The sequence below is a fragment of the Mumia sp. ZJ1417 genome (assembly GCF_014127285.1).
Classification (GTDB): Bacteria; Actinomycetota; Actinomycetes; order Propionibacteriales; family Nocardioidaceae; genus Mumia.
This window is the reverse complement of sequence record NZ_CP059901.1, coordinates 1,552,107-1,567,250: the sequence shown is the minus strand read 5'-3', so window position 1 is coordinate 1,567,250 and position 15,144 is coordinate 1,552,107. Positions and strand designations below refer to the sequence as shown.

General features: G+C 68.1%; 15 protein-coding genes. 3 read left to right on the top strand and 12 right to left on the bottom strand.

Going from position 1 to position 15,144, the window contains the following annotated elements:
* Positions 1 to 8 precede the first annotated feature (8 nt).
* The 3 genes from H4N58_RS07560 to H4N58_RS07550 are packed head-to-tail and all read left to right on the top strand — an operon-like array spanning position 9 to position 3,641.
* On the top strand, positions 9 to 839 hold the full coding sequence (locus H4N58_RS07560; protein WP_167008256.1) for a c-type cytochrome: 831 nt from the start codon (positions 9 to 11) through the stop codon (positions 837 to 839).
* Complete coding sequence (locus H4N58_RS07555; protein ID WP_167008254.1) at positions 836 to 1,936, top strand: ubiquinol-cytochrome c reductase iron-sulfur subunit; 1,101 nt, start codon at positions 836 to 838, stop codon at positions 1,934 to 1,936. The genes H4N58_RS07560 and H4N58_RS07555 overlap by 4 nt, the downstream gene beginning before the upstream one ends.
* Positions 1,929 to 3,641 carry a cytochrome bc complex cytochrome b subunit gene (locus tag H4N58_RS07550; RefSeq protein WP_167251904.1) on the top strand — a complete coding sequence of 571 codons (1,713 nt, stop codon included), beginning with the start codon at positions 1,929 to 1,931 and terminating at the stop codon, positions 3,639 to 3,641. Before H4N58_RS07555 ends, H4N58_RS07550 begins: the two co-directional genes overlap by 8 nt.
* A gap of 183 nt (positions 3,642 to 3,824) precedes the next feature.
* Here H4N58_RS07550 and H4N58_RS07545 read toward each other — a convergent pair whose 3' ends face one another.
* The 12 genes from H4N58_RS07545 to H4N58_RS07490 all read right to left on the bottom strand — a co-directional run bounded on the left by H4N58_RS07545 (position 3,825) and on the right by H4N58_RS07490 (position 15,100).
* Positions 3,825 to 5,069 (bottom strand): Ig-like domain-containing protein, encoded by a 1,245-nt coding sequence (locus H4N58_RS07545; protein ID WP_167251905.1) that lies wholly within the window; start codon positions 5,067 to 5,069, stop codon positions 3,825 to 3,827.
* Between the two features lie 80 nt (positions 5,070 to 5,149).
* Entirely contained in the window at positions 5,150 to 5,545 is a 396-nt protein-coding gene (locus H4N58_RS07540; RefSeq protein WP_167251906.1) for a cytochrome c oxidase subunit 4, read from the bottom strand.
* A complete protein-coding gene (gene ctaD, locus H4N58_RS07535) occupies positions 5,542 to 7,221 on the bottom strand; it encodes a cytochrome c oxidase subunit I (RefSeq protein ID WP_167008243.1) in 1,680 nt (559 codons plus the stop codon). The genes H4N58_RS07540 and ctaD overlap by 4 nt, the downstream gene beginning before the upstream one ends.
* A gap of 65 nt (positions 7,222 to 7,286) precedes the next feature.
* Positions 7,287 to 8,192, bottom strand: a complete 906-nt coding sequence (gene coxB, locus H4N58_RS07530) for a cytochrome c oxidase subunit II (protein WP_243843110.1) — start codon at positions 8,190 to 8,192, stop codon at positions 7,287 to 7,289.
* A gap of 132 nt (positions 8,193 to 8,324) precedes the next feature.
* The gene (locus H4N58_RS07525; protein ID WP_167008240.1) at positions 8,325 to 9,305 is read right to left on the bottom strand and encodes a carbohydrate kinase family protein; all 981 of its coding nucleotides are present in this window, start codon (positions 9,303 to 9,305) and stop codon (positions 8,325 to 8,327) included.
* A 130-nt stretch (positions 9,306 to 9,435) separates the two neighbouring features.
* Positions 9,436 to 9,795: an iron-sulfur cluster insertion protein ErpA gene (erpA, locus tag H4N58_RS07520; RefSeq protein WP_167008237.1), complete on the bottom strand. Its 360-nt coding sequence runs from the start codon at positions 9,793 to 9,795 to the stop codon at positions 9,436 to 9,438.
* 180 nt (positions 9,796 to 9,975) lie between these two features.
* Complete coding sequence (locus tag H4N58_RS07515; protein WP_167251907.1) at positions 9,976 to 11,088, bottom strand: glycerate kinase; 1,113 nt, start codon at positions 11,086 to 11,088, stop codon at positions 9,976 to 9,978.
* A gap of 4 nt (positions 11,089 to 11,092) precedes the next feature.
* Positions 11,093 to 12,367, bottom strand: a complete 1,275-nt coding sequence (locus H4N58_RS07510; RefSeq protein ID WP_167008231.1) for an aminotransferase class I/II-fold pyridoxal phosphate-dependent enzyme — start codon at positions 12,365 to 12,367, stop codon at positions 11,093 to 11,095.
* Positions 12,368 to 12,430: 63 nt separating this feature from the next.
* Positions 12,431 to 13,015: a hypothetical protein gene (locus H4N58_RS07505; RefSeq protein WP_167008228.1), complete on the bottom strand. Its 585-nt coding sequence runs from the start codon at positions 13,013 to 13,015 to the stop codon at positions 12,431 to 12,433.
* A 7-nt stretch (positions 13,016 to 13,022) separates the two neighbouring features.
* Entirely contained in the window at positions 13,023 to 13,922 is a 900-nt protein-coding gene (htpX, locus tag H4N58_RS07500; protein ID WP_167008226.1) for a zinc metalloprotease HtpX, read from the bottom strand.
* A gap of 138 nt (positions 13,923 to 14,060) precedes the next feature.
* Complete coding sequence (locus H4N58_RS07495) at positions 14,061 to 14,339, bottom strand: hypothetical protein (RefSeq protein ID WP_139088294.1); 279 nt, start codon at positions 14,337 to 14,339, stop codon at positions 14,061 to 14,063.
* Complete coding sequence (locus H4N58_RS07490; protein ID WP_208322510.1) at positions 14,336 to 15,100, bottom strand: PspA/IM30 family protein; 765 nt, start codon at positions 15,098 to 15,100, stop codon at positions 14,336 to 14,338. Before H4N58_RS07490 ends, H4N58_RS07495 begins: the two co-directional genes overlap by 4 nt.
* Positions 15,101 to 15,144 lie beyond the last annotated feature (44 nt).

Below are 15,144 nucleotides of genomic sequence, written 5' to 3'. Positions count from 1 at the left end.
TTCACTCCGTGCGGTTCTTGTCCACCCACCGAAGGCACCCGCTCGCGGGTTACGCGGTGCTGCTCTTCGGCCTGCTCCTCGCGGGCGCGCTCTATGCCGCCCTCGCGCCCGGGAAGGCCGATGCCGACACCGCGGGTGACACAGCCAAGATCGAGCAGGGCCGCGAGCTGTTCCTGGTCGGATGCGCCAGCTGTCACGGTCTGAACGCCGAGGGCATCATGACCAAGAGTGGCGGCAACTACGGGCCGTCGCTGATCGGCGTGGGAGCTGCGGCCGTCGACTTCCAGGTCGGCACCGGCCGTATGCCCATGGCGCAGACGGCCCCCCAGGCTCCGCGCAAGGCCCCGGTGTTCAACGGTGAGGAGACCGAGGCGCTCGCCGCCTACGTCGCGAGCCTCGGCCCCGGTCCGGCCATCCCTGAGGAGGAGTACACCGACGTCTCGGACCTCTCCCAGGAGGACCTGACCCGCGGCGGTGAGTTCTTCCGTACGAACTGCACCGCTTGCCACAACTCGGTCGGCGCCGGTGGCGCCCTGCCCAGCGGGCGCTTCGCGCCGACGCTGCGCGACGTCAGCGGCAAGCACATCTACGAGGCGATGCAGACCGGTCCTCAGCAGATGCCCGTCTTCAACGACGACGTCATCACCCCCGAGGACAAGCGCGCCATCATCGGCTACATCAAGAACGTGCAGGCCCAGCCGCAGGGCGGCTTCGCCGGCGGCGGCCTCGGCCCCGTTGTCGACGGCATGTTCGCCTGGATCATCGGAATCGGCGGTCTGGTCGCTGTCGCCGTCTGGCTGGCAGCCCACGGCGCCCGGGTGAAGAAGAAGAGGTCATGAGCTCCGAATCCCACGACGCGCAGTCGACGAACGGCGTCGCCAAGCCGACCGGTGACGAGGTCGCCACGTCGGCACGCAACGACATCGAGCCGGCCGAGCCGATCGAGAACCCGGGGCTGCCCGAGCACCTCCCCCGTCCCACGGACGTAGATCCCAAGCTCGAGAAGCGTGCCGAGCGCCAGGTCGCCGGCATGTTCACGGCCGCGATCATCCTCACGATCGCCTTCTGCGTCGCCTACTTCGCCATCCCCAAGGATGCCGAGATCTTCGGCTGGTTCTCTCTGAACCTCGCCCTCGGCGTCACCCTCGGCGGCGCGCTCTTCCTCATCGGCATCGGCGCCATCCAGTGGGCCAAGAAGCTGATGAACGACCACGAGGTCATCGAGATGCGTCACCCGGCGCGCTCCTCCGATGACGACCGTGAGGCAGCGCTCGACGTCCTCGACGAGGGCGTTGCTGACTCCGGCTTCGGCCGCCGTCCGCTGATCCGCCGGTCCCTGATCGGCGCCGTCGCGATCCTCGGCTTGCCGGCGATCGTCATGCTGCGTGACCTTGGCCCGCTGCCGGGCAACAAGCTCTTCCACACCGTCTGGCGCAAGGGCATGCGAGTCGTCAACGACGTCTCCGGCATGCCGCTGCGTCCGGCCGACATCGAGGTCGGCCAGCTGGTCAACGCCCAGCCCGACGTCTTCTTCGAGACCGACAGCCACGGCCACGCGGTGTTCCACGGCACGAAGCTTCTCCAGGCCAAGGCCAAGGCGTCCGTGATCGCGGTCCGGATCCGTCCCGATGACATCAAGCCTCGCAAGGGGCAGGCCAACTGGGACGTGGACGGCATCATGGTCTACTCCAAGATCTGCACGCACGTCGGCTGCCCGATCAGCCTCTGGGAGCAGCAGACGCACCATCTGCTCTGCCCGTGCCACCAGACCACGTACGACCTCGCCGACGGTGGCAAAGTCATTTTCGGCCCTGGCAAGCGCCCTCTCCCGCAGCTCCCGCTCGCGGTGGATGCGGACGGCTACCTCATCGCCACCAGCGACTTCCATGAGCCGGTCGGCCCGAGCTTCCCTGAGGTGAACCAGAACCGTGACTGAGACAGCGAGCCCCACCTCAACTCCGCTCAAGGACACGAACTTCGGCAAGAAGTCCGCTGGTCCCGTCGAGTGGCTCGACGACCGCCTCGGCCTCGCCGGCGTCGTTCGCAAGAACATCCGCAAGGTGTTCCCCGACCACTGGTCGTTCCTGCTGGGCGAGATCGCCCTGTGGAGCTTCATCGTGCTCCTGCTGACCGGGACCTTCCTCACGTTCTGGTTCCAGCCGAGCATGGCCGAGGTCCCCTACAACGGGTCGTACGAGCCGTTGCGCGGCCTGGAGATGTCGCAGGCGTACGCCTCGACGCTCAACATCTCGTTCGACATCCGTGGCGGCCTGCTGGTCCGTCAGATCCACCACTGGGCAGCCGCGCTGTTCATGGCGGCACTCATGGCCCACATGCTTCGGGTGTTCTTCACGGGTGCCTACCGCAAGCCGCGCGAGATCAACTGGCTGATCGGTATCGGCCTGTTCGCCGTGGGCCTGATCGAGGGCTTCGCCGGCTACTCGCTCCCCGACGACCTGCTGTCGGGCACCGGCCTGCGGTTCGTCGACGGTCTGATCCGGTCGATCCCGGTCGTCGGCAGCTACCTCGAGTTCTTCGTCTTCGGCGGCGAGTTCCCAGGCGACCTGATCATCGCGCGCCTCTACATGGCGCACATCTTCCTGCTCCCAGGGATCCTGCTCGGGTTGATCGCTGCCCACATGCTGCTGCTCGTCTACCACAAGCACACGCAGTGGCCTGGCCCCGGACGTACTGAGAAGAACGTCGTGGGCTACCCGATGCTCCCCGTGTACGCAGCCAAGGCCGGCGGCTTCTTCTTCGTCGTCTTCGGTTTCACGGCATTGATGTCGGCGTTCCTCCAGATCAACCCGATCTGGACGTACGGCCCCTACAACCCGTCCGAGGTCACGGCTGGCTCCCAGCCCGACTGGTACATGGGCTGGGTCGAAGGGGCGGTCCGCATCATGCCCAACTGGGAGTTCACGATCGGCCCGGAGACGTTCTCCTTGAACGTCTTCATCCCGGGCGTGCTCCTGATGGGGTTGCTGTTCACGGTGCTGGCCATCTGGCCATTCTTCGAGTCCTGGGTGACCGGCGACAAGAAGGAGCACCACCTCCTGCAGCGTCCGCGCAACGCTCCGACCCGTACGGCGTTCGGCATCGCCGGTATGACGTTCTACGGCATCTGCTGGATCGCGGGTGGCAACGACATCATCGCGTTCAAGTTCAACCTGGACATCTTTACGATCACGTGGATCGCACGCATCGGTGTCTTCGTCGGACCGGTCATCGCGTTCATCATCACTCGGCGGATCTGCATCAGCCTGCAGCGAAAGGACAACGACACCGTCCTCCACGGCTACGAGACGGGCGTCATCGTCCGCTCCGCCGAGGGATCGTACGCCGAGGCGCACGCACCTCTGCCGGCTGACGCGGCGTACACGCTCACGGCGCGTCCCCGTGTCCCGGAGCTCACCGCTACGGAGGCCGAGGACGAGCACGGTGTCCGCAACCCCGAGGGCCGCAAGGCTCGTCTGCGGGCGTGGGCCAAGCGGTTCTTCTACGCGCACGACGTCGACAAGCCGACGACGGCCGAGGTCGAGCAAGCGGAGCACCACCTCCACGACGAGGTCTACCCGCCGCACGACTTCCCGGACGACTTCTCCGGCGTCAGCGAGACGGGTGTCCCGAAGCAGCACTGAGGAGACCGCTCCCGCGAAGGCCCCGCTCCCCCGCTCTGGGGGGCGGGGCCTTCCGCTGTTCCCGCTCCCCCAACGCGTACCCGCCCGCCCCGAACGGCGGCACCTCAGCGTCCACCGACACGCGCGCAGTGGACGCCCAGCGACCGACGCAGGCCCGTACGGAGGTGTGCCTCGCGGGCGGGCTCAGGAGAGGGCGGAGCCCTTGGCGAACTCGGTGTACGAGATGTTCCAGTCGGTCCAGCCGTTCTGCGGCTCGAGGACCTTCCGGTCGGAGTTGACGAATTTCACGGGATCGCCGATGTGCGAAATGCCGTACAGCCAGGCGGCGTTGCTCGTGCTCAGGCCAGTGCATCCGTGGCTGACGTTGGCGCTGCCCTGCGATCCCGTCGACCAGGGCGCCGCGTGGATGAACTCACCAGAGTTGGTGACGCGCATCGCGTAGCGCACGTTCTCGATGTTGTAGTACTCCGAGGAGCCTTCGGAGATCCCTGTCGTGGCGGCGTCCATCCGCTTCGACGGGTGCTTCTCCATGATGATCTTGGTCCCGTTGCGGGTCTGGAACCCCGCCTTGCCGGTCGTCGCCGGGAGCACCCGTGCGACCTTGCCGTTGATCTTCACCGTCGCCTTGTGGCGCGAGACGTCGACGACCGTGGTCACGGCCTGCTTGGTCACGCGGAACGACGTGTCACGGTCCTCCTGACCCCAGACGCCCTTGCCTGTACGGACGCCGTTGATGCCGGCGTGAACCTTCACCTTGGTGCCGGCAGGCCAGTACTTGCGGGGCCGGAAGTGGACCTCGGAGTCGCTCACCCAGCTCCAGGTGCCCTCGACTTTCGGGGTGGACGTCACGACCAGCCGCTTCTCGACCTCCGCCCGGCGCTTCACCGGGATGTCGAACCGCAGGATGACCGGCATCGCCACGCCGACGGTCGCACCGTCCATGGGTGAGACGGAGGCATAGGCCTGCTGGTCGAGAGATAGGTCCTGGGTACGGAACCGCCGCGACTCGGTGGACACGCGTCCGTCGTCGTCGCGCGTCGTCACCGCGACGGTGTAACGCTTGCCAGGCTCGAGGAGGGACGAGGCGGTCCAAGAGGCGCCGTCGGGAGTCACGGCGCCGTTCAGCGTGTTCTTGCGGGTCGGCTTGCCGCCGTAGTGGGCGGTGACCGCCGTGATCGTGCCATGACTGGCCCCGACGGTGACAGCAGTGTCGACCGGGATGTCCGCGTCGCCGTCGTCGACGTTGAAGGTCAGCTCGGTGGCGGGCGTCGGGGAGGCGGACGATGTCGGTGCGGCATCGCCTGCGCGGTCGCCAACGCCGTCGTCGCCTCCGGCCGAGCTGCAGCCAGCGATGAGCGCAGCCATCAGCAGGACGCCGAACCAACGGCGTCCTGAGTGCACGGCGGACTGGCGTCCCTGAACCTTCATCATCTCCCTACGAACACATACGGCCTCTCAGGGTAGCAATCGCTACCCAAAGAGGCCGTACATGGCTCGAGGCGGAGGTGTCAGTGGGCGTAGAGCCCGCGGTAGTACTCGAAGACCCAGCCGCAGAGCGCGATCACGCCGAAGACGCTCGCCATGGCGAAGAGCCACCAGCCGAAGATCGCACCGATCACCATCACGAGGATGGCCAGCGCCGACCAGAGCGGCCACCAGCTCCACGGAGGGTAGAAGCCGTACTCGCCGGCGCCTTCAGCGATCTCGGCATCGTCACGATCCTCCAGACGCGCCGGGATCTGCTTGGCGACGACCGCCAGGAAGAAGGTGAGGAGCAGGCCCAGCAGAGCCGCCATCGCCAGGGCCGTCGTGCCCGTCGGGTCCTCGGACGCGATCCAGTAGATCGGCGTCACGATGACGAGGAAGACGGAAACCGACGCGATGATCCACGCTTCGGCCTTCATCGGGTGCCACCTTCCGGCGAGTTGTCGGTCTGCTCGCGCAGAGCCTCTTCGTGACCCTCGAGGTTCGGGGCGTCGGCCAGCGGGCTGTCGAGATCGTTGTCCGCGTGCTCGAGCATCGACAGCTCCGGGTGGTGGAGGTCGAACGCCGGGCTCTCGGAGCGGATCCGGGGCAGCGAGGTGAAGTTGTGCCGCGGCGGCGGGCTGGATGTCGCCCACTCGAGCGAGCGTCCCCAGCCCCACGGGTCGTCCACGCCGACCTTGGGGTTGTTGCGCGAGATCCACACGTTGTAGAAGAACGGCAGCGTGGAGATCGCGAGGACGACCGCGCCGATCGTCGACACCTGGTTGAGGACGGTGAACCCGTCAGTCGGCGAGTAGTCGGCGTAACGGCGCGGCATGCCCTCCACACCCAGCCAGTGCTGGACGAGGAACGTCAGGTGGAAGCCGACGAACAGCAGCCAGAAGTGGATCTTGCCGAGCCGCTCGTTGAGCATGTGCCCCGTCCACTTCGGCCACCAGTAGTAGAAGCCGGCGAACATCGCGAACACGACCGTGCCGAAGACGACGTAGTGGAAGTGAGCAACCACGAAGTATGAGTCGGACAGGTGGAAGTCGAGGGCGGGCGACGCGAGGATGACGCCGGTCAGACCACCGAAGAGGAAGGTCGTAAGGAAGCCCAGCGAGAACACCAGCGGGGTGTCGAAGCTGATCGACCCGCCCCATAGCGTGCCTATCCAGTTGAAGAACTTGACGCCTGTCGGCACCGCGATCAAGAACGTCATGAAGGAGAAGAACGCGAGGTCCACCGCCCCTGTGACGAACATGTGGTGGGCCCACACGGCGACGGAGAGGGCTGCGATCGCGAGCGTCGCGGCGACGAGGCCGATGTAGCCGAAGATCGGCTTGCGGCTGAAGACGGGCAGGATCTCACTGATGATGCCGAAGAAGGGCAACGCGATGATGTAGACCTCTGGATGCCCGAAGAACCAGAACAAGTGTTGCCAGAGGATCGGGCCGCCTGTTGAGGGGTCGAAGACATGGGTGCCGAGCTGACGGTCGGCGAACAGCGCGAGGAGCGCGGCAGCCAGGATCGGGAACGCGATCAGCACGAGGAGGCTCGTGACCAGGATGTTCCAGGTGAAGATCGGCATCCGGAACATCGTCATGCCGGGGGCGCGCATCGTGAAGATCGTCGTCACGAAGTTGACCGCACCGAGGATCGTACCCAGGCCCGACATGTAGAGGCCGAGGACCCACATGTCACCGCCGACTCCCGGCGAGTTCACCGCGTCGGACAGCGGGGCGTACGCGAACCACCCGAAGCTGGCCGCACCACCAGGGACGAAGAAGCCTGCGACGGCCAGCGAGCTGCCGAACAGGAACAGCCAGAAGCTGAACATGTTGAGTCGCGGGAACGCCACGTCGGGCGAGCCGATCTGCAGCGGCATGATCCAGTTGGCGAAGCCGACGAACAGCGGCGTCGCGAACATCAGCAGCATGATCGTGCCGTGCATGGTGAAGAGCTGGTTGTAGGTCTCTTCGTCGACCACCTGCGTGCCCGGAGCGGCGAGCTCGGCACGGATCAGGAGGGCGAGGATGCCGCCGATCAGGAAGAAGGCGAACGACGCGACCAGATACATCGTGCCGATCTGCTTGTGATCGGTCGTCGTGAGCATCGAGACGACGCGCTTGCCCAGAGGCCGACGCTGCGTGCTCCCGCTCAGAGGTTCTGCCGCCGCGGTCACTCGTGCTCTCCGTTCTCTGCGTTCTGCGCCTCGGCAAGGCCGGCGATCTGGTTGGCCTCGACGCCGCCCTCAGGCTCACCGATCTGGCCGGCGGCCTGGAGCTTCTGCAGGTGAGCGTCGTACTCGTCACGCGAGACGATGTGCACCTTGAAGATCATGCGCGTGTGGTAGAGGCCGCACAGCTCGGCGCAGCGGCCGGTGAAGACACCCTCGCGGGTCGGGGTGAGGTCGAACGAGCCCTCCCGGCCGGGGACGATGTCCCGCTTGAAGTAGAACTCCGGGATCCAGAATGAGTGGATGACGTCCGGCGAGACGAGGTCGAAGCGGACCGACTCGTCGACCGCGAGCCAGAGCTCGGTCGGGTCGGCCGTGTCGCCGAAGTCGAAGACCGGCGTGCCGCCCGTCGCCTCTTCGTCGAGGTAGTTGAAGGTGAACTGCCACTTGCTGCCGACGACCGTGATGTGGTGCTCCGGGTCGTCGACCTCCTCGAGCATCTCGGTCTGCGACTTCACCGTCTGCGCGAAGAAGATCGCGACCACGATGACCGGCGCGACGGTGTAGAGCACCTCGAGCGGCAGGTGGTAGCGCAGCTGGTTGGGCACCTCGTTGCCCGGGCGGCGGCGATAACGCACCATCGCCCAGAACATGAGCCCGAGCACCAGCACCAGCACCACGGCACACGCGATCCACGCCCCCACCCACAGGACGAACATGTAGTCGACACGGTCGCTCGCACCCGGCGGAAGCGCCAAGCGCTCCCACTGGTTGGGGGAATCGGGCGAACAACCACTCAGCAGCACGATCGCTGCGACGGCGAAACCGAGCGCGACCGCCTTCGACCTGACCGGCCGTCGACGCTCGTCTTGTGCTCGCTCACCGCGCGCGAAGAGTTCCAGACCCACCAGGCGCCTTTCTGGCTCGTATCGACTCACACCGCAGTGTGCTTCCCGGCGCCGCTGACGCGACGTGTACCGCCTCACTGCGAACAAAAACACCCTACTCCAGAGCGCTCCGCCCGTCCGGCAGAGGTCCCCTCAGAACGACGGGAGGCGTTCGTCTACGATGTCGGCCGCCGCGGCACCGTACTCGCTCCTGATGCGGGCGAGCAGGGCGTGACGCTCGAGCCGGTACTCCTGCGTGCCGGTCGTCTCCACGACGCTCGCGGCAAGCGCACAGCCGAGCTGGGCGCACTGCTCGTGAGGGAGGTCGACGCCGAGGCCGGCCAGGAAGCCCGCACGGAAGGCGTCGCCCACGCCGGTCGGGTCCACGGCGTTGATGCCGGCGATCGCGGGGACGTCGATCACGGTGCCGTCGGCCTCGTACACGCTCACGCCGTCAGCGCCGCGCGTCACGACACGGGTGCCGACGCGCTGCTGGATCTCGCCGGCGCTCCAGCCAGTCTTCTTCTCGGTCAGCGCGGCCTCGTACTCGTTGCTGAACAGGTATGTCGCGCCGTCGATGAGAGTACGGATCAGCGCGCCGTCGGCGAACGCCAGCTGCTGCGAGGGGTCGGCCGCGAAGCGGTAGCCGCGCGTCCGGCACTCCTCGGTGTGTCGGACCATCCCCTCTGGGTCGTCGGGGCCGATGAGCACAATGTCCCACCCGCCGACACGGTCGTGGATCGGCTTGAGCTCGATCTCACGGGCCTCGGCCATGGCACCGGCATAGAAGGTTGCGATCTGGGCCTGCGCCGCGTCGGTCGTGCAGACGAAGCGGGCGGTGTGCCGGGTCTCGGAGACGTGGACGCCGGAGCAGTCCACGCCGTGCCGCTCCAGCCACGAGCGGTAGTCGTCGAAGTCCTCGCCGACCGCGCCGATGAGGACGGGGTCCTCGCCGAGAGCAGCCAGCCCGAACGCGATGTTGGCACCGCACCCGCCGCGGCGTACGACGAGGTCGTCGACGAGGAACGACAACGAGATCTTGTCGAGCTGGTCGACGACGAGGGAGTCCGAGAACTTCCCGGTGAACGTCATCAGGTGGTCGTTGGCGATGGACCCGGAAACGGCGATCTTCAAGGGAGCTCCTCGGAACGGGACGCGTGCGGGGGCCACGATAGTCGCCCTTGCGTGCACGCCGCGAGGGCCGCCCGGTGGTCCGGGCGGCCCTCGCGGTTGTCAGTGGCTGTGCTGGTCGGTACGGCGAAACTCAGTGGAAGGAGTCACCGCACGCGCACGAGCCGGTCGCGTTGGGGTTGTCGATCGTGAAGCCCTGCTTCTCGATCGTGTCGACGAAGTCGATCGTCGCGCCGTGGAGGTAGGGGACGCTCATGCGGTCGACGACGACCGAGACGCCCTCGAACTCGCGGGTCTCGTCACCGTCGAGCGTGCGCTCGTCGAAGAACAGCTGGTAGCGCAGGCCAGAGCAGCCGCCCGGCTGCACGGCGATACGGAGCGCGAGGTCCTCGCGTCCCTCCTGCTCGAGGAGGCTCTTCACCTTGGCGGCGGCGCCGTCGGTGATCTCGACGCCGCTGATGGTCTCGGTGCCGTCTGTGCTCTGCACGGTCATGTGTTCTCCCGAAGTCTCTGGTGCGGGGCTCGTCCGTTGAAGGGACAGGGCACCACGTCGTCTCATTCCCACCGTACGACACCACGATACGCAGCAGGTACTGCAGTGCCGCAGGGCTCCCACCAGCGTACGCCGTGCCCGGAAGTCGTGACCGCTCGTCCGGGGAACGGCCGCTGGGTGTCAGACCTGCGACCACGTACGCGCGATGCGCTCGGCCAGCCGGGCGAGCCTCTCTCCTGCGTCGTCACCAGCCTGCTCCCCCAGCAGGTCCGCCGTCGCGTACGCCGCCTCGACGCCCATCGCGCGGCGCTCCCTCGCCCCCACCTCCACGCGGTCGGCCAACACCACGCACGGCCTCAGGGCCGCGCCTGCGACGGCTGCGACCCCGTAGACCACGGTGCCCTCGCGAGAGGTCACGTCGTAGGCGTCCACGCCGGTGAGGACCACGTCAGTCGCCCGCGCCGCAGCCTGCAGGCCCACCAGGTCGGCCACCGCCGCGACGCCCGGCACGCTCGTGGCCCCCAGGACCTGGAGGGCGAACCCGAGACCGCCGGCAGCGCCTGCTCCGGCGGCGTCGGCGACGCGCCGCTGCGCCGGGCCGGGCCCGCAGACCGCGACCACGAACGCGTCGAGGATCGTGTCGACACGGGCGACTGCTGCGTCGTCGAGGCCCTTGCCCGGTCCGTCCGACCGTACGGCCCCGAAGAGCCCCAGCATCGGGCTGCCGACGTCGGTCGCGACGACCAGCTCGGTCGGGCCGATCCGCTCCCGTACGGGGCCGAGATCGACCGCGGAGACGCCTGCCAAGCCCCCCGGGCCTGCCGCGAGAGGCACATCTGCGCGAGCGCCGAGCGCGCTCAGCATGCCCGCGCCGCCGTCCGTCGTCGCGCTGTCGCCGAGGCCCACGACGATGCGCTGGGCGCCGGCCTCGAGTGCGGCCGCGATCAGGTCACCCACACCCGCGCTCGTCGCTTCGAGAGGAGCTCGCCGGACGGCGACATGCGGACCGCACGCCGACGCGGACTCCACGAAGGCCGTACGACGGCCGTCGTCGGCGAGCAGCATCAGGCCGCGTACGGGGCCGCCCAACGGGCCTCGCACGTCGACCTCGGTCCGCTCACCGCCCACCGACGCGTGCAGCGCGTCGACGAAGCCGCGCCCCGCGCCAGACATCGGGACGATGTCGAGGACGTCACCGGGCGCCGTACGGGACCAGCCTGACGCGATGGCCTCCCCTGCCGCGGACGCGCTCAGCGCGCCCGCGAAGGCGCCCGGAGCGACGAGCACCCGCACGGGATCAGGCCAGAGCCTTCTCGGCGGCGGCCAGCAGCACGCACGTCGCCAGGACGTCCATCGCAGTCCGGACGTCGTCGATGGTCGGGAACGAGGGCGCGATGCGGATGTTGCGGTCGCGCGGGTCCTTGCCGTACGGGAACGACGCCCCGGCCGGGGTCAGGGCCACGCCCACGCCCTTGGCGAGCTCGACCACGCGCGAGGCGGTGCCGTCGACGACGTCGAGACTCACGAAGTAGCCGCCGGACGGGCGCGTCCAGGTCGCGACGTCGTACGAGCCGAGGCGCTCGCTGAGCACCTCCTCGACGGCCGCGAACTTCGGCGCGAGCAGGGCGCGGTGCTGGCGCATCAGCGCCCGCACGCCGTCAGCATCGCCGAAGAGTCGTACGTGACGCAGCTGGTTGACCTTGTCCGGACCGATCGAGCCGAACTTGAGGTGGCTCTTGAACCACGAGACGTTTGCCGGCGAGCTGCCGAAGAAGGCCACCCCTGCCCCGGCGAACGTGATCTTGGAGGTCGACGCGAACACGAGCACCCGGTCGGGGTGTCCACCGGCAGCAGCGAGGCTCAGCACGTCGGCGGTCTTGGCCTCGTCGTCGCTCAGGTGGTGGACCGCGTACGCGTTGTCCCAGAAGATACGGAAGTCGGGCGCGGCCGCGGGCATCGCCATCAGGCGTGCGGCGACCTCGGGGGACGTGACGCCACCGGTGGGGTTGGCGTACGTGGGGACGAGCCACATCCCTTTGATCGTCGGGTCAGCGGCGACGAGCGCGGCAACCTGGTCGACGTCGGGGCCGTCGTCGTCCATGTCGACGGGGATCATCTCGATGCCGAACGACTCCAGCAGCGCGAAGTGACGGTCGTACCCGGGCACCGGGCACAGGAAGCGCACCGTCTCCTCAGCCGCCCACGGGCGCGGCGACTCGGCGAAGCCGTGGAGCAGCGCCCAGACGAGGGTGTCGTGCATCAGCGTCAGGCTCGAGCTGCCTTGCGCGAGCAGCTGCGCGACGGGGATGCCGAGCAGCTCGGCAAAGATCTCGCGCAGCTCGACGAGCCCGTCGAGGCCGCCGTAGTTGCGCGTGTCGGTGCCGTCTGCCGCGCGGTAGTCGGCCTCACCCGGCAGCGCGAGCAGCGCCTGCGACAGATCCAGCTGCTCGGGCGACGGCTTGCCCCGCGTGATGTCGAGCGACAGGCCGCGCGAACGCAGCTCTTCGTACGCCGCGCGCTGCGTCGACAGCAGGGTGCCGAGCGCATCACGATCAAGGGTGTCGATGCTCATGGGGTGTCCTCGCAAGACGTGGTCGACGGCGCGTCGACGGTCTCAGGCGCGCCACGGTCGAATCTATCGACTGCCTCCACCGAGCCCGGGAGCGCCCCAGATGGCGAGCCACCGGCCGAGGTCCTTCTCGACCGGGAGGTCGTCGCTGACGATCCCGCGGACCTGAAGCTCGAGCGCGTTGTCGCGCCGGGGCTCGGCGACCGGGACGAACGGATAGAACGTCCCACGCTTGAAGAGGTAGACCAGCCCGACGGGCCGGCCGTCGCTCGTCGTGAAGTCGACCACCGAGCAGAGCAGCTGCGGGCCGAACCCGTTGTCGACGAGCGTGCTGTTGACGGCGTGGAGGTCGGTGACGAGGCCGCCCACGTCCTCCGGGTCGTGGCGGACGACCAGCCAGGTGAACCCGTACGAGTCGACCGACCGCTCGACCTGCGGCCCGCCGTCGGCGTCGAGCAGCTCCTGCACGTCCGCCTGCATGGTGCTGAAGGCGGCGCCCTCGGTCTGGCGGTAGCAGACCGACCCGATGCCGGTCGGCTTGATGCCGGCCGCGGCCTCGAGGGTGATCGCCGCCGACGGAAGGCTGAAGAGCGCGTCGAGGTTGGCCTGGACCGGCTTGGAGCGGCCCATCAAGGAGTCCCAGAAGCCCATCGCGGCCTCAGAGGGGGCGGCCGAGGTCGGCCGAGATCTGGGCGAGCTGCTCGAGGCGCTTCTCGACGGGCGGGTGGGAGCTCATCAGGCCGGCGAGCGTGTCGCGGGAGAAGGCCGGGGTCGCGAAGAAGAACGCGCTCATGTTCTCGACCTGGCGCAGATCCTTGCTCGGGATGCGTCCCATGTCACCGGTGATCTTGGTCAGTGCCGACGCGAGAGCCGAAGGCTTGCCCGTGAGGTAGGCGCCCGACCGGTCCGCGCTCAGCTCGCGGTAGCGCGACAGGGCCCGCGTCAGCAGGAAGCTGATGAAGTACGCGATGAGGCTGGCGATCCAGACGACGAGGAACATCAGTGCGGTGTTGTTGTTGCGGTCGCGGCTGTTGCCCATGAACGGGAACCAGCGGATCAGGAACCCGGCGAGGAGACCGAGCGACGACGCCACGGTCATCACCGAGACGTCGCGGTTGGCGACGTGGGCGAGCTCGTGGCTCAGCACCCCCTCCAACTCCTCGGCGTCGAGGCGCCGCAGGATGCCGGTCGTCACGCAGATGGCCGAGTGGCTCGGCGAGCGCCCCGTCGCGAAGGCGTTGGGAAGGTCGGTGTCGGCGATGGCGACGGCCGGCTTCGGCATGTCGGCCAGCGCGCAGAGGCGGTCGATCATGCCGTGCAGCTCGGGTGCCTGCTCAGGAGTGACGACCCGCGCACCCATCGAGGCGAGCGCGAGCTTGTCCGAGAAGTACCACTGGGCCCATGCCATCCCGACCACGATCACCGCGGCCAGGGCGGCGTTGGGCATCACGGTGATCAGCACGGCGCCGAACGCCAGGTAGAGCGCCACGAGTCCCAGGCTGACCGCGCCCATCCGGCGGGTCAGACCTGCATCGCTGCGGAATCTCGTCCTCGACATGTTCCCTCTCTCAAGGCCCTCGGGGGTAGAGGGCCGCCTGTCACGCTTCAACGCACGACACGCCTCGGACGTTCCCGCGGGGCCGCCGCGGGAACGTCCGTCGTACGGGTGTCAGCGACGTCAGCCAGGAATGCTGCGTCAGCCAGGAATGAAGCCGTCAGCCCCGAGCAGGTCCTCGACCTCGGCGAGCGAGGCGTCAGAGGGCGGCAGGACGAGGTCGGACTCGACGAGCTCCTCGTCCGGCACCTCCTTGCCGATCTGCCGGACGAGATCGAGGAGGTTGGTCAGCGCGTCGCCGAACGCCTCCTCGTCGTGTGCGGCCACGGCCGCCTCGACAGCGTCGTCGAGTCCGTTGAGGCGGTCGAGCGCGTCGTCAGCGACCTCGAACTGGCCCTCGGACATGATCCGGACGATCACGCCTGGCCCTCCTGCTTCTTCTCGGTGGCCTCGGAGGCGCCGAGTGCGGGCTTCTCAGCGCCGGTGCCGAGCTGGTGCTTCATCGCCTCGAGCTCGGCGTCCACGCTCGACGTCGAGGCGAGCGCGTCCAGCTCGCGGCTGATGTCGTCGTTCGGGCCGGCGGTGACGTCGTCGAGGGCACCGGAGGCGAGCAGCTCGTCGACGGCTCCGGCACGGGCCTGCATCTGCGCCGTCTTGTCCTCGGCACGCTGCACCGCGAGACCGACGTCGCCCATCTCCTCGGAGATGCCGGAGAAGGCCTCGGTGATGCGCGTCTGCGCCTCCGCGGCGGTGTAGGTCGCCTTGATCGTCTCCTTGCGGGTACGGAAGGACTCGACCTTTGCCTGGAGCCTCTTGGACGCGAGGGTGAGCTTCTCCTCCTCCGCCTGCAGCGACGCGTGCTGGGTGTTGAGGTCGGCGATCTGTTGCTCCAGACCCGAGCGGCGGGTCAGCGCCTCCCGTGCGAGATCCTCGCGATTGGCGGCGAGCGCCTTCTTGGCCTGGTCCTGGAGCTTGGTCGACTGCTGCTGCAGCTGGTTGATCTGCAGCTCGACCCGCTTGCGGCTGGTCGCGACGTCGGCCACCCCACGACGGACCTTCTGAAGCAGCTCGAGCTGCTTCTGGTAGCTGTAGTCGAGCGTCTCGCGCGGATCCTCCGCCTTGTCGAGCGCTGCGTTGGCCTTGCTGCGGAAGACCATGCCCATCCGCTTCATGATGCCCATCGTGGAGTCTGTCCCCTTCACAAGATCGCTGTTCCCCCCACCTT

Coding starts and splice junctions, on each gene's coding strand:
- H4N58_RS07540 (WP_167251906.1), bottom strand. CDS start 5,545: ATGAAGGCCGAAGCGTGGATCATCGCGTCGGTTTCCGTCTTCCTCGTC.
- H4N58_RS07555 (WP_167008254.1), top strand. CDS start 836: ATGAGCTCCGAATCCCACGACGCGCAGTCGACGAACGGCGTCGCCAAG.
- H4N58_RS07505 (WP_167008228.1), bottom strand. CDS start 13,015: ATGGGCTTCTGGGACTCCTTGATGGGCCGCTCCAAGCCGGTCCAGGCC.
- H4N58_RS07510 (WP_167008231.1), bottom strand. CDS start 12,367: ATGAGCATCGACACCCTTGATCGTGATGCGCTCGGCACCCTGCTGTCG.
- H4N58_RS07545 (WP_167251905.1), bottom strand. CDS start 5,069: ATGAAGGTTCAGGGACGCCAGTCCGCCGTGCACTCAGGACGCCGTTGG.
- erpA (WP_167008237.1), bottom strand. CDS start 9,795: ATGACCGTGCAGAGCACAGACGGCACCGAGACCATCAGCGGCGTCGAG.
- htpX (WP_167008226.1), bottom strand. CDS start 13,922: ATGTCGAGGACGAGATTCCGCAGCGATGCAGGTCTGACCCGCCGGATG.
- ctaD (WP_167008243.1), bottom strand. CDS start 7,221: ATGCTCACGACGACCGATCACAAGCAGATCGGCACGATGTATCTGGTC.
- H4N58_RS07490 (WP_208322510.1), bottom strand. CDS start 15,100: ATGGGCATCATGAAGCGGATGGGCATGGTCTTCCGCAGCAAGGCCAAC.